This window comes from Catellatospora sichuanensis, assembly GCF_007483665.1.
Classification (GTDB): Bacteria; Actinomycetota; Actinomycetes; order Mycobacteriales; family Micromonosporaceae; genus Catellatospora; species Catellatospora sichuanensis.
This window is the reverse complement of record NZ_VIQO01000050.1, coordinates 63,307-76,940: the sequence shown is the minus strand read 5'-3', so window position 1 is coordinate 76,940 and position 13,634 is coordinate 63,307. Positions and strand designations below refer to the sequence as shown.

The window sequence follows — 13,634 nt, the reverse complement described above, 5'->3', positions numbered from 1 at the left end:
GGCAGTCGCCGGCACGTCGCGGACGAGCCCACCGGCCGCCGGCCCGTCCGGCCGGAGGCCGAGGAGCCGCGCCGGGGCCGCCCCGAGCCCGCGCCGATGGAGCCGCCGCCGGGCCGCGGCCGCCCGGAGCAGCCGCTGCGCAAGCCCGGGGGAGAGCCGCCGGTGGTCCGCCGCCGGGAGATCGACCCCACTCGTACCGGCGAGATGCCGCGCATCGGCAACACGCCGCCCGTGGACGGCATGCGCGGCCGTCCCGGCATGCCCCCCGCCCCGGCCGGTATGCCGGGATCGCCGGCGGTGCGCCCGCCGGTCCGGCCCGAGCCGCAGCGCGCGGGCTTCCCTGCCGTCACCCCGGTCTCCCCGCCGCCCGCACAGGCCCGGCCCAACCGGGGCGGCGTGCCCGTCCCGCCCGCCGGTCCGCCGCAGGGCGGCCCCGCCCCGCTCGGCGGCATGCCGCCGAAGGCGGGACCCAACGCCGGTCCCGGGCCCATGTCGGGTCCGATGCCCGGCACCCATGCCGGGCCGGGCCCGAAGCCGGGCGGTCCCGCGGCCGGCCCCGGTCCCGCCGCCGGTGGACGTCCGCCGGGCCGTCCCGAGCCGATCCCGGTACGCCCGCCGGACCCGAACGCCGTGGTGCCGCCTTCCGGAGACCGCCGTGCCGGGCTGGCCGCGGGTGTCGAGGTGATCCGCGGTGCCCGGTCGGAGGTGCGCAAGCAGCTGCGCGAGCAGCAGCGGCTGCGCATGTGGACGCTGATCGCGCTGGTGGCCGTCGTCGTGGGCGCGTTGCCGTTCTACTTCGTGCTGCGCGCGGCGACCCGCGACCCGGTGCTGACCACCCTGGACGCGCTGGACGTGCCGACCTGGGCGGTCACCTCCGGCAAGACCGAAGACAACATCTACGGCAGCCGGTGGTGCCTGATCGACTGCCGCTACCGCGAGCGCTCGCTGGAGTCCGAGAAGGGGATCGACGAGACCACGCAGGCGTACACCGCGGCGCTCACCGACGCCGGCTGGGCCCGCTGGGACGTGCCCAGCTGCGTGCTGGACGAGGGCACCGAGGGCAAGTACTCCTGCTGGCGGCGCGACGAGTTCACGCTGGACCTGTGGGTCCGTCCGATCACCACGCCCGAGTGCACCGACCTGCTGCGCAACCGGCCGACCATCGGCCCGAGCGAGGAGTCTGCGGCGGCGCCCAGTGCGGCTCCGTCCGCCGCGCCGGCTGGTGATGCGGACGCCTGCAAGGGTTCCGCGGTGACCATCAAGGTGCAGAACACGGTCGCCGACGACCGGATCCGGTTCACGGCGGATCCGAACGGTGATCAGGGCACCGGCGCCGACGACGAGACCGACGAGGAGCCCGGCACGGAGAGTCCAGCCCCGACACCCTCGGCGAGCTGAGCCCGGCTGCTGCGAGCGCCGTCGCGGCGGGCGGTAGGGTCTGCACGTCAGGACAAAGTGCGACGTGCGGAGGATGTGGCATGTCTGGAGGCGAGATCGCGGCGCTGATCGCGGCGGGTGCGTTCGCGATGCTGGTGCTGGTGCTTGCCGTGCCGATCCTGCGGCTGCGGCACACCGTCGACGCCGCCACGGTGACGTTGCGGCAGGTCAGCCAGCGTACGGGGCCGATCCTGGACAACGTGAACCTGACCGTCGACAACGTCAACACGGCGCTCGGCCAGACCCAGGTCACGCTCGACGGGGTCAACGTGCAGCTGGCGAAGGTCGACGTGATGACCCAGCACCTGGCGGCGACCACGGCCAACGTGTCGAACCTGGTGAGCGTCGTCACCGCGACCGCGGCCAGCCCGCTGGTGAAGGCGGCCGCGTTCACCTACGGCGTCCGGCGTGCCACGGCGGCCCGCAAGGAGGCCGATGAGGCAAAGTCGGTGCGTGACGAGCTCAAGTCGCGCAAGCGCACCCGGCGGGGCTGAGTCATGATCCGCAGGCTGCTCTGGCTCGGTGTGGGCATCGGCGTCGGCGTCGTGGTGGTGCGGTTGGTGACCCGCCAGGCGCGCAAGTTCACCCCGGCCGGGCTGGCCGGGACCGCCCAGGAATCCATTGGTCACGCCGCGGGCTCGATGCGTAGCTTTATGGATGACGTCCGCGACGGCATGGCCGCGCGCGAGGACGAACTCTTCGCCGCCTTCGAGGACGGCGTCTCCATCGAGCCCGTCGACCTGCCGTGGGCTCACGGGGTCGGCAGCAAGTTCTATCAGTTCAAGCAGCAGCAGGAAGGTGAGCAGCAGCGATGAGGACCGCGGAAGTCAAGCGACGGTTCCTGGGGCACTTCGAGGCCAACGGGCACACCGTGGTTCCGAGTGCTCCACTGCCGGCCATCGACGATCCGAATCTGCTGTTCGTCAATGCCGGCATGGTGCAGTTCGTGCCCTACTTCCTGGGCCAGCAGACCCCGCCGTTCCGGCGCGCGGTCAGCGTGCAGAAGTGCATCCGGACGCCGGACATCGACGAGGTGGGCAAGACCTCCCGGCACGGCACGTTCTTCCAGATGAACGGCAACTTCTCCTTCGGTGACTACTTCAAGGAGGAGGCGATCCGCCTCTCCTGGGACCTGATGACCAAGCCGTTGGACCAGGGCGGTTTCGGCATCGACCAGGGCAAGATCTGGGCGACGGTGTATCTCGACGACGACGAGTCGATCGGCTACTGGCGCGCGGTCGGCCTGCCCGCGGAGCGCATCGTGCGCCGCGGCAAGGCGGACAACTTCTGGTCCATGGGCATCCCGGGGCCGTGCGGCCCGTGCTCGGAGATCTACATCGACCGCGGCCCGGCGTACGGCCGCGAGGGCGGTCCGGAGGTCGACGAGGACCGCTACATGGAGGTCTGGAACAACGTCTTCATGCAGTACGAGCGGGGTCCGGGCACCGACAAGGAGAACTACCCGATCCTGGGCGACCTGCCGGCGCAGAACATCGACACCGGCATGGGCCTGGAGCGGATGGCCTCGATCATGCAGGGGGTGGACAACCTCTACGAGATCGACGAGGTCCGCCCGCTGATCGACAAGGCGTGCGAGCTGACCGGCAAGCGCTACAACGTCAGCCACACCACCACGGCGGCCGAGTCGCACCCCGACGACGTGCGGCTGCGTGTCATCGCCGACCACGTGCGCACCTCGCTGATGCTGATCGGCGACGGCGTGACGCCGTCCAACGAGGGCCGCGGGTACGTGCTGCGGCGCATCATGCGCCGGGCGATCCGGGCGATGCGTCTGCTCGGTTACGAGGACCCGGCCCTGCCGGAGCTGCTGCCGGTGGCGCGCGACAGCATGTCGCCGTCGTACCCGGAGATCGCGACCGACTTCGGCCGGATCTCGCAGTATGCGTACGCCGAGGAGGAGGCGTTCCGCACCACGCTGCGCGCGGGCACCACGATCCTCGACGTCGCGGTGGCGGACACCAAGAAGGCCGGCGGGAAGTCCCTCGCGGGTGACAAGGCGTTCCAGCTGCACGACACGTACGGCTTCCCGATCGATCTGACCCTGGAGATCGCGGCCGAGCAGGGCTTGTCGGTGGACACCGACGGCTTCAAGCGGCTGATGACCGAGCAGCGCAAGCGGGCCAAGGCCGACGCGCAGGCGCGCAAGACGGGTCACGCGGACCTGTCTGCGTACCGGGGCGCGCTCGACGCGGGCGGGGCGGTGGAGTTCACCGGCTACGCCGAGGTGTCGCGCGAGTCGAAGGTGCGCGCGCTGGTCGGCAGCGGCGGCCTGATCACGTCGGCGGGCGAGGGCGAGCTGGTCGAGGTCGTGCTCGACGTCACCCCGTTCTACGCCGAGGGCGGCGGCCAGCTGCCGGACCTGGGCGTCATCACGGTCGGCGGCGGCAAGGTCGAGGTGCTCGACGTGCAGCAGCCGCTGCCCGGCCTGATCGTGCACAAGGCGCGGGTGCTGGAGGGCGAGGTCCGCACCGGCGAGACCGGCTACGCCCAGATCGACGTGGAGCGCCGCCGGGCGATCTCCCGCGCGCACACCGCGACCCACCTGGTGCACCAGACCATGCGCAACTTCCTGGGCGAGTCGGCGACCCAGGCGGGTTCGCTGAACGCGCCGGGCCGGCTGCGGTTCGACTTCAACACGCCCGGCGCGGTGCCGACCAGCGTGCTGCACGACGTCGAGCAGCAGGTCAACGAGGTGCTGATGAGCGACCTCGAGGTGCGCGCGTTCGTCACCTCGCAGGCCGAGGCGAAGCGGCTGGGCGCGATGGCACTGTTCGGCGAGAAGTACGGCGAGTACGTGCGTGTCGTCGAGGTCGGCGAGTACGCCCGCGAGCTGTGCGGCGGCACCCACGCGGCCCGCTCGGGCCAGCTGGGCCTGGTGAAGATCCTGTCGGAGGCGTCCATCGGCTCCGGGGTGCGCCGGGTCGACGCGCTGGTCGGCATGGACGCGTTCCGGCACCTGGCCAAGGAGCACCTGCTGGTGTCGCGCCTGGCCGAGCTGTACCGGGTGCCCAGCGAGCAGGTCGCCGACCGGGTCGAGCAGACCGTGGCGCAGCTGCGCGACGCGGAGCGCGAGCTGGAGAAGATGCGCGCGCAGCTGGTGCTCGGCGGGGCCGCGGCGCTGGCCGAGGGCGCTCTCGACCTGGGTGGCGTGGCGTTCGTGGGCACCGAGGCGCCGGAGGGCGCGGCGGTCAACGACGTGCGCACGCTGGCGCAGGAGGTGCGCGGCCGCTTCCCGGCGGACCGTCCCGCGGTGGTCGCGGTGGCATCGCGGGCCAACGGCAAGGCGTCGCTGATCGTGGCGGTCAACGAGGCGGCCAAGTCGCGCGGCGTGTCCGCGCAGGACCTGGTCAAGGGTGCGCTGTCGGGCCGGGGTGGCGGCAACGCCGACCTGGCGCAGGGTGGCGGCGTGCCCGCCGACCAGGCTCCGCACCTGCTGGGCGCGGTGCAGAACGCGGTGCAGAGCCGCTGATCCGAGCTGTTCATCCGGAGCTCCGCCCCCTGCCTTTCCGGCAGTGGGCGGGGCTCCGGTCTTTTCGTGTGGAGGGAAAGTCATGACGTGGACCCGTGGAGTGCGGCTGGGTGTCGACGTGGGCACGGTGCGGATCGGGGTGGCGGTGTGTGATCCGGACGGGATCTTGGCAACGCCGCTGGTCACGGTGGCACGCCAGGCCAAACCGGATGATTCTGACATTTCGGCTGATATGGTGGAGATCGCGCGCCTGGTGGCCGACCATGGCACGGTGGAGGTGGTGGTGGGCCTGCCCATCAACCTCGCCGGGGTCGAGGGGCCGGCCGCCAAGCACGTGAGGGCATACGCCGACGCCCTGGCCGGTCTGATCGCGCCGGTGCCGGTGGTGCTCGCTGACGAGAGGATGTCCACCGTCACGGCCACCCGGCGGCTCGCCGACCGCGGTGTCCGGGGCAAGCGGCAGCGTGCCGTCGTCGACCAGGCGGCGGCGGTGGAGATCCTGCAGGGTTGGCTCGACGTGCAGCGAAGGCGAGCAGGATGATCGACGAACTGGACCGTGCTTTCGACGACCACGACGACGATCCCGAGCCGGAGATCCCGCCGGGTGAGGCCAGTCGTCAACGAAGGCGGTTCGGTTGGATCAAGTCGATCCTGGCGATGACGCTGGCCCTGGTGCTGCTCGGCGGGCTCGGCCTTGGCGTGCTCCTGGCTTATCAGAAGATCAGCGGGGCGCTGGGCACGGCAGACTGGGCCACCTCCGCCGACGGCGTCGAGGTGCAGGTCGAGATCAAGAGCGGCGACACCCAGGCCGACATCGCCCGCACGCTGAAGGCGGCCGGCGTGATCGCCAGCGAGAAGGCGTTCGTCGAGGCCGGTGAGCGCAACCCGGACGCGTTGCGCATCCAGCCGGGTTTCTACAAGATGCGCACCCACATGAGCGCCGCGGACGCGGTGCTGCGCCTGCTGGACCTGAAGAACCGCATCGTCAACGGGATCACCATCCCGGAGGGGCTGAGCTCGTTCCGGGTGTTCAAGCTGCTGGCGTCCAAGACGGGCATTCCCGAGGCCGACTTCAAGGCCGCCGCCAAGGACCCGATGGCGCTCGGAGTGCCCGACTGGTGGTTCAACCGCACCGATGACAAGAAGGTCGCGCCGTCGGTCGAGGGCTTCCTGTTCCCCGACACCTACGAGTTCGCCCCGAACGCCACCGCGGACGGCATCCTGCGCGTCATGGTCAACCGCTTCCTCACGGTCACCGGCAGCATGAGCTTCGCGGAGGCCGTCCCGGCCGAGCTCGGCGGGATCGCGCCGTACGAGGCGCTGATCGTGGCCTCCCTCGCCCAGGCCGAAGCGGGCAACGCCGACGACTTCGGCAAGGTGGCCCGGGTCGCCTACAACCGGGTCTACAAGCGGATCCCGGACCTGACCTGCGCCTGCTTTCAGTTCGACGTGACCGTGAACTACTCGCGGGAGCTGGCCGGCAAGGACCCCAAGCCGTCCAGCGGGCTCACCCACGACGAGCTGACCGACCCGAAGAACCCGTACGGCCGCAATGCCGAAGGGATGATCCCCACCCCGATCAACAACCCGGGCAAGGCCGCGCTCGAAGGCGCGATGTCGCCGCCGAAGGGTGACTGGTACTACTTCGTGGCGACCGACAAGGAGGGCCATTCGGCCTTCTCGGAGACGTTCGAGGAGTTCTGCAAGGACAACGAGACGGCCGTGAAGAACAAGGTCCTGAAGCAGAGCTCCTGCTGAGCCGCCCGTCTTGTCTGAATGCGCCCGTTAGATCCTGGGCGGTAGCTGAAAACCCCCCGTCCGCCCGGGGGTGTGCAAAACCCTTCACGTGTAACGTAGCCGCGGATGGCGACCCGTACGCGAGAGGGTACCGATGACTGACGAGCTCTTCCTGTCGTTCGAGGAGCACCCCGAACGCGGCCAACAGCGGCGTCGGCACGCGGTGGACGACAACCGCGGCCGGAACAACAAGAAGAAGAAAAAGAAGAAGAAGCGCGGCCGCGGCCGATCCTTCCTCGCGCTCTTCCTCACCCTGTTCCTGCTGGGCGGCCTGGCCGGCGGTGCGTACCTGGGCTACGACAAGATCAAGAACTTCCTGGTCACCCCCGACTACACCAGTGCGGCGACGTCGGCTGAGGTCGAGGTGACGATCAAGGAGGGCTCCGCGGGCCTGGACATGGCCAAGGCGCTCAAGGCCCAGGACGTGATCAAGAGCGAGCAGGCGTTCATCGAGGCGTGGGAGAAGAACCCCGACGCCAAGAAGATCCAGCCCGGCCTGTACAAGCTGCGTGTGCAGATCAGTGCCGCCGACGCGATCACGATGCTGCTGGACACCAAGAACCGGCTGGTCAAAGGCATCCTCATCGCCGAAGGCCTGTCCACCTTCAAGATTTACAAGCTGCTCGCCGAGAAGCTGGGCATCCCCGAGGCCGACTTCAAGGCCGCGGCGAAGGACCCGATCGGGCTGGGCGTGCCGGCGTGGTGGTTCAAGCGGGAGGACGGCAAGAAGGAGAGCCGCTCGATCGAGGGCTTCCTGTTCCCGGACACCTACGAGTTCCCGAAGAACGTGACCGCCAAGTCGGCTCTGGCGATGATGGTCGAGCGGTTCATGAAGGTCACCGGGGACATGGGCTACGCCGACGCGGCCGCGAAGCTGAACATCTCGCCCTACCAGGCGCTGATCGTGGCGTCGCTGGCCCAGGCCGAGGCGGGCAACGCCGACGACCTCGGCAAGGTGGCCCGGGTGTCCTACAACCGGGTCTTCAGCGAGAAGGCCGTCGCCGAGATCGGCACGTGCCACTGCCTGCAGTTCGACGTGACAGTCAACTACTCGCGGGAGATGGCCGGCAAGAAGGCCGTGCATTCCAGCGAGTTGACCCAGGCCGAGCTGACCGACGCGAAGAACCCGTACAACCGCAACGCCAAGGGCCTGCCGCCCACCCCGATCAACAACCCGGGCAAGAAGGCCCTCGAAGGGGCAGCCGACCCGCCCAAGGGCGACTGGATCTACTTCGTGGCCATCGACAAGGAGGGCCACTCGGCCTTCTCGGCGACCCACACCCAGTTCTGCAAGGACAACCAGACGGCCGTGAAGAACGGCGCACTGGAGCGGAGCTCCTGCTGATGCGTGCCGCGGTCCTCGGCAAGCCGGTCAGCCACTCGCTGTCGCCCGTCCTGCACAACGCGGGCTACGCGGCGGCGGGACTGACCGGCTGGTCGTACACCGCGATCGAGTGCGCCGAGGCCGACCTGCCCGCCTTCGTGGCGGGTCTGGGGGCCGAGTGGGCGGGGCTGTCGCTGACGATGCCGCTCAAGGAGGTGGGGCTGACCGTCGCGACGGCGGTCAGCCCGATCGCCGCCGCGGTCGGGGCCGCCAACACCCTCGTCCACCAGCCGGACGGCAGCTGGCGGGCGGACAACACCGACGTGCCGGGCATGGTCGCGGCACTGCGCGAGGGCGGCATCACCGCCGTGTCGAGGGTCGCCGTGCTCGGCGCGGGCGGCACCGCGCGGGCAGCCGTGGCGGCCGCGGCACAGCTCGGGGCCGAGTCCGTCGTCGTGTACGCCCGGCGGGCCGAGGCGATCGACGAGTTGCGGCCGGTGGCCGACGCGTTCGGCCTGCCGCTGACCGGCGCGGGCTGGTCGGCGGCGGAGGAGTGCGCCGCGGCCGACGTGGTGATCTCGACCGTGCCCAAGGGCGTCGCCGACCACCTGCAGGTGCCCTGGCGCGCCAAGACGGTGCTCTTCGACGCGCTCTACGACCCGTGGCCCACCCCGCTGGCCGCCTCGGCGCAGCGGGCCGGAAACCGGATCGTGTCCGGTTTGGATCTGCTGCTGAATCAGGCTCTCGGGCAGTTCGAGCAGTTCACGGGGGTTGCCGCGCCGGTCGAGGCGATGCGCGGGGCATTGCGGGACGCCCGCCGCGGTTAGCCTGTCCGGGTCGGTGCGACCCTGGGGAGGCAGACCGGTGACGGAAGAGTTCTTCATCGCGTTCGGTGACGAGCCCGAACCGCGCAGGCCACTGCGCCGCCCGGCCGAGGGACGCAGTCCGCGCAAGCGCCGCAGACGCCGACGCCGACGCAACCGCACCGTGCTGGCCGTGATGCTGACCCTTTTCCTGCTCGGCGGCGCGGGAGCCGGGCTTTATCTGGGCTACGACAAGGTCAAGGGCTGGTTCTCCACGCCCGACTACACCTCCACGGACGGCACGGCCGAGGTGAAGCTGGAGATCCCGGAGAAGGCGACCGGCGTCCAGATGGCCAAGCTGCTCAAGGCCAAGGACGTGATCGCGAGCGAGCAGGCGTTCCTCGATGCGTGGGAGGCCAACCCGAAGGCCGCGAAGATCCAGCCGGGTCACTACCGCCTGCGGGTTCGGCTCAGTGCGGCCGACGCCATCACGATGCTGCTCGATCCGGCCCGGCGCATCGTCAACGGGATCACCATCCCCGAAGGGCTGTCCTCGTTCAAGATCTACAAGCTGCTCGCGACGAAGTTGGGCATCCCCGAGGCGGAGTTCACGGCCGCCGGCAAGGATCCGGTGAAGCTGGGCGTGCCGGCGTCCTGGTTCGACCGGGACGGCAAGAAGGTCACCAAGTCGATCGAGGGCTTCCTGTTCCCGGACACCTACGAGTTCCCGCCTGACGTCACCGCGCAGGCCGCGCTGGAGATGATGGTGCAGCGCTTCCTCGCGGTGGTGGCCGAGCTGAAGTTCGCCGACACGGTGCGCGCAGGGCTGAAGGTGGCCCCGTACGAGATGCTGATCATCGCCTCACTGGCGCAGGCGGAGTCGGGCACGCTGGCCGACCTGCCGAAGGTGGCCCGGGTCGCCTACAACCGGATCTTCGAGCCCAAGACGGGCGTCTGCACCTGCCTCGAGATGGACGTGACCATCAACTACTGGTTCGAGACGAAGGGCAAGCCGACCAAGGAGTCGGGGAAGATGACCACCGCCGAGATGAACGACAAGAGCAACCCGTACAACCACAACGTGCTGTTCCTGCCCACGCCGATCAACAACCCCGGTCGGGCGGCGCTGATGGGCGCGGCCAAGCCGACGAAGGCGGACTGGTACTTCTTCGTCGCGGTCGACAAGCAGCGGAACTCGGCCTTCTCCTCGACGTATGCGCAGTTCTGCAGGGACAACGACCTCGCCGTGCGCAACAAGGTGCTCGCCCGCAACTCCTGCGACTAGGCGGAATCGGTGCGGTGACATCGCGGTGAATTCGCCCGGATGTCACCGCACCGTCGATCACCGGCCGCCCGCAGGCGCTGGACTCCTCCCGACGCAACTGTGCATGGAGGAGTGGACGATGGACCGACGTGACCTTTTCATCGCCGGGGCGCTGAGCGCCGCGGTGGCGACCCCCGCCCTGATCGGCGTGCCCGCGTGGGCGTCCGGCGAGGACCGCGACCATGGGCCGGTGCGTGATCACGACCGGGACCGGCCGCTGGTGGTCGGCCACCGGGGCGCCAGCGGCTACCGGCCCGAGCACACCCTGGCGTCGTACGAGCTGGCGGCCCGCATGGGCGCCGACTTCATCGAGCCCGACCTGGTCAGCACCCGCGACGGCGTGCTGGTGGCCCGGCACGAGAACGAGATCTCGGGGACCACCGACGTCGCCGCGCGGCCCGAGTTCGCGAGCCGCCGGGTCGCCAAGACGATCGACGGCGTGCCGGTGACCGGCTGGTTCACCGAGGACTTCACCCTGGCCGAGCTGAAGACGCTGCGCGCGGTGGAGCGGCTGCCCGCGGTACGCCAGCGCAGCACGGTCTACAACGGCCTGTTCGAGGTGCCCACCTTCACCGAGGTGCTCCAGCTGCGCGAGCGGCTGTGCAAGGAGCTGCGTCGGGAGATCGGCGTCTACCCGGAGACCAAGCACCCGACCTACTTCCAGAACGCGGGGCTGCCGCTGGAGCGCCCGCTGGTGGCGACGCTGCGCAGGTTCGGCCTGGACCGCCGGGACGCGCCGGTGTTCGTGCAGTCCTTCGAGGCGGCGAACCTGCGCGAGCTGCGCGCGGCGCACCGGGTGAAGGCGCAGCTGGTGTTCCTGGCCGGCGCGGGCAGCCCGTACAACGACCCGCGTTCCTACGCCGAGTACCTGAGCCCGGCGGGCCTGTCCGGCCTGGCCGGCGTGGTCAACGGCATCGGGCCGGAGAAGGGCCTGGTCATTCCCCGGGCGGCCGACGGCTCGCTGGCCACGCCGACGTCGCTGGTCGCCGACGCGCACCGCGAAGGGCTCAAGGTGCACCCGTACACCTTCCGCGCGGAGAACCAGTTCCTGCCGGTGAACCTGCGCAGCGGCGCGGTGCCCACCGAGTACGGCCGGATCCTCGACGAGCTGGCGGCGTACCTGGCCGCGGGTGTGGACGGCTTCTTCACCGACAACCCGGACCTGGGCGTGCTGGCCCGCGCGCTGCACCGGGCCTGATCCGGCGAGCACGGCCGCCGGACCGCGATACGTACCGGCGGCCGTGCGCATTCCGGTGATAACGGAGTGTTTGGGAGCTAAAGTCTGTTTTTCCCGGTAGCCTGGCGCGGTTGTTCAGGCGAGGGGGAGACGAGGATGAGCGCGCGCAAGGTCGCCATGGCCGGTGAGGTGGCGCTTGCCATCGTGGTGATCGCGGTCGCGGGGCTGCTGTCCTTCGTGAGCCCGGCGAGCCCGGCCGTGATGGCGTCGATTCCGCCGCTCGCCCCCGAGATCAGCGAGCCGTCCGCCGACGGGCAGCTGCTCAACGGCGCGGACGTGCATATGGAGGCACAGCCGTTCGCCGACCCGGACGTGCGCGACGAACACGCCTGCAGCGACTGGGAGATCTGGTCGGCCGCGCCCGAGCCGGTGGAGCGGGTATGGACCGCCGAGTGCGTGCACGGCGCCGCCCGCCTGCACACCCACCTGGGCAACGGCAAGTTCACCGGCTCGCTGGCAGGCAAGGAGGAGCTGCCGCCGGGTCGCACCTTCGAGGTGCGCGCCCGCTTCCGCTCGTCCTCGGCCGACCCGCACACGCAGTGGAGCCCGTACTCGGTCCGCCCGTTCCGCACCGACGTGCAGCTGGAGCCGCTGCCCGGTGCGCCGCAGTGGCGCGCCCTGCAATCCGGGTACGTGGTGGAGGAGGTGGCGTCCGGGTTCGCGCTGCCGGTCGGCATCGCCATGGCGGCCGCCCACCCCACCACCCCGGACGCCCCGCGCTTCTACGTCAACGAGCTCTACGGTCAGATCAAGGTGGTCCGCGGCGACTTCAGCGTCGCGACGTACGCCAAGGATCTGCTCAACTTCGACCCGACCGACAAGTTCCCCGGCGACGGTGAGCTGGGCCTGGGCGGCATCGTGGTCGAGCCGGCCAGCGGCGACCTGTTCGCCGCGATGGTCTACAAGGCGGGCGGCAAGCTCTATCCGAAGGTGGTCCGGCTGACCAGTTCGGACGACGGCATGACCGCCAGCTCGGTGAAGACGATCCTGGACATGAAGGGCGAGGACATGGTGGCCTCCCACCAGATCTCCAACCTCACCATCGGCCCGGACGGCAAGCTGTACGTGCACGTCGCCGACGCGTTCGAGCCGAAGACGGCCCGGGACAAGGACTCCTTCCGGGGCAAGGTGCTGCGGGTCAACCTGGACGGCAGCGCCCCCGAGGACAACCCGTTCTATGACGCCGACAACGGCATCAAGGCCAGGGACTATGTGTACGCCCTGGGCCTGCGCAACCCGTTCGGCGGCGCGTGGCGGGCCGCCGACGGGCAGCACTACTCGGTGGAGAACGGTCCCTCCGTGGACCGGTTCGCGCGGGTCACCCGGGGCGCCGACTTCGAGTGGTACGTCGGCGACAGCGCGATGAAGAAGAAGGCCCTCTACAACTGGACGGTGGCGCACGCGCCGGTCGGCCTCACCTTCGTGCAGGAGGAGGGCAACCAGGGAGCGGGCTTCCCCAAGGAGTTGTACGGCAACGCGTACGTGTCGGAGAGCGGCCCTACCTACGCCACCGGCCCGCAGGTGCGCGGCAAGCGCATCGTGATGTTCGCATTCGATGAGAAGGGCAAGGTCACCGGCCCGAAGACGCTGGTGGAGTACAACGGCAACGGCAAGTCGACCATCGCGGGCATCGCCGCCGGCGCGGACGGGCTCTACTTCAGCGCGCTCTACCCCGACGACGCCAAGGACGGCCCCTACGCGCCGAAGGCGAAGCTCTACCGGGTGCGCTACGCCGAGCAGGCCGGAGCGGAGCCCAAGGACGCCAAGGTGGACAAGAAGGTGTGCACCGACGACGAGCTGAAGATCACCGCCGCGCCCGCGAAGACGACCGTCGCCCGCAAGACCTCGCTCAGCATCACCCTGAAGGTGCAGAACACGTCGAAGCGTTCGTGCGTCCGCGACGTGGGCGCCGATCTGCAGGAGCTGCAACTGCTGCGCGACGGCGAGAAGGTCTGGTCGTCGGACGACTGCGGCCCGCTGCGTGGCAGCCAGCAGGTCCGCTTCGGGCCGGGCCAGTCGCGGTCCTACACGGTCACCTGGAACGGCAAGGCAAGCAACACCTGCCTGAAGAAGGGCCGCCGGGTGCCGGCCGGTCCGACGCCGGCCGCCGGAACGTACGAGATCGTGGCCCGGGTCGGCAGCGACCGCAGCGAGCCCGTCACGATCCGGCTGAAGTGATCGTGTCCGCCTGGTGGAACAGCCCCGGCGCAGCTCACGTGAGC

The 13,634-nt window shown here is 70.2% G+C and carries 11 protein-coding genes; all 11 read left to right on the top strand.

Annotated elements, in window-relative coordinates; all coding sequences use genetic code 11:
- The coding region (locus FLL47_RS43485; RefSeq protein ID WP_186316235.1) for a hypothetical protein at positions 1-1,398 on the top strand (1,398 nt) is incomplete at its 5' end.
- 80 nt (positions 1,399-1,478) lie between these two features.
- Positions 1,479-1,931 (top strand): DUF948 domain-containing protein, encoded by a 453-nt coding sequence (locus FLL47_RS41570; protein ID WP_144128189.1) that lies wholly within the window; start codon positions 1,479-1,481, stop codon positions 1,929-1,931.
- 3 nt (positions 1,932-1,934) lie between these two features.
- Positions 1,935-2,252 (top strand): hypothetical protein, encoded by a 318-nt coding sequence (locus tag FLL47_RS41565; RefSeq protein WP_246159326.1) that lies wholly within the window; start codon positions 1,935-1,937, stop codon positions 2,250-2,252.
- Complete coding sequence (alaS, locus tag FLL47_RS41560; RefSeq protein ID WP_144128188.1) at positions 2,249-4,927, top strand: alanine--tRNA ligase; 2,679 nt, start codon at positions 2,249-2,251, stop codon at positions 4,925-4,927. Before FLL47_RS41565 ends, alaS begins: the two co-directional genes overlap by 4 nt.
- Before the next feature lie 82 nt (positions 4,928-5,009).
- Positions 5,010-5,468, top strand: a complete 459-nt coding sequence (gene ruvX / locus FLL47_RS41555) for a Holliday junction resolvase RuvX (protein WP_144128187.1) — start codon at positions 5,010-5,012, stop codon at positions 5,466-5,468.
- Positions 5,465-6,685 carry an endolytic transglycosylase MltG gene (gene mltG, locus FLL47_RS41550; protein WP_144128186.1) on the top strand — a complete coding sequence of 407 codons (1,221 nt, stop codon included), beginning with the start codon at positions 5,465-5,467 and terminating at the stop codon, positions 6,683-6,685. Before ruvX ends, mltG (FLL47_RS41550) begins: the two co-directional genes overlap by 4 nt.
- Before the next feature lie 133 nt (positions 6,686-6,818).
- Entirely contained in the window at positions 6,819-8,069 is a 1,251-nt protein-coding gene (gene mltG, locus FLL47_RS41545; protein WP_144128185.1) for an endolytic transglycosylase MltG, read from the top strand.
- On the top strand, positions 8,069-8,875 hold the full coding sequence (locus FLL47_RS41540; protein WP_144128184.1) for a shikimate dehydrogenase: 807 nt from the start codon (positions 8,069-8,071) through the stop codon (positions 8,873-8,875). The genes mltG (FLL47_RS41545) and FLL47_RS41540 overlap by 1 nt, the downstream gene beginning before the upstream one ends.
- A 37-nt stretch (positions 8,876-8,912) precedes the next feature.
- A complete protein-coding gene (gene mltG / locus FLL47_RS41535) occupies positions 8,913-10,136 on the top strand; it encodes an endolytic transglycosylase MltG (RefSeq protein WP_246159325.1) in 1,224 nt (407 codons plus the stop codon).
- Between the two features lie 118 nt (positions 10,137-10,254).
- Positions 10,255-11,373 carry a glycerophosphodiester phosphodiesterase gene (locus FLL47_RS41530; protein ID WP_144128183.1) on the top strand — a complete coding sequence of 373 codons (1,119 nt, stop codon included), beginning with the start codon at positions 10,255-10,257 and terminating at the stop codon, positions 11,371-11,373.
- A gap of 135 nt (positions 11,374-11,508) precedes the next feature.
- Positions 11,509-13,590, top strand: a complete 2,082-nt coding sequence (locus FLL47_RS41525; protein ID WP_144128182.1) for a PQQ-dependent sugar dehydrogenase — start codon at positions 11,509-11,511, stop codon at positions 13,588-13,590.
- Positions 13,591-13,634: the final 44 nt, after the last annotated feature.

Excerpts from the sequence above, each read along its gene's own strand:
- FLL47_RS41525 (WP_144128182.1), top strand. The coding sequence starts at position 11,509 with ATGAGCGCGCGCAAGGTCGCCATGGCCGGTGAGGTGGCGCTTGCCATC.
- FLL47_RS41570 (WP_144128189.1), top strand. The coding sequence starts at position 1,479 with ATGTCTGGAGGCGAGATCGCGGCGCTGATCGCGGCGGGTGCGTTCGCG.
- alaS (WP_144128188.1), top strand. The coding sequence starts at position 2,249 with ATGAGGACCGCGGAAGTCAAGCGACGGTTCCTGGGGCACTTCGAGGCC.
- mltG (WP_144128185.1), top strand. The coding sequence starts at position 6,819 with ATGACTGACGAGCTCTTCCTGTCGTTCGAGGAGCACCCCGAACGCGGC.
- FLL47_RS41565 (WP_246159326.1), top strand. The coding sequence starts at position 1,935 with ATGATCCGCAGGCTGCTCTGGCTCGGTGTGGGCATCGGCGTCGGCGTC.
- ruvX (WP_144128187.1), top strand. The coding sequence starts at position 5,010 with ATGACGTGGACCCGTGGAGTGCGGCTGGGTGTCGACGTGGGCACGGTG.
- mltG (WP_144128186.1), top strand. The coding sequence starts at position 5,465 with ATGATCGACGAACTGGACCGTGCTTTCGACGACCACGACGACGATCCC.
- FLL47_RS41540 (WP_144128184.1), top strand. The coding sequence starts at position 8,069 with ATGCGTGCCGCGGTCCTCGGCAAGCCGGTCAGCCACTCGCTGTCGCCC.
- FLL47_RS41530 (WP_144128183.1), top strand. The coding sequence starts at position 10,255 with ATGGACCGACGTGACCTTTTCATCGCCGGGGCGCTGAGCGCCGCGGTG.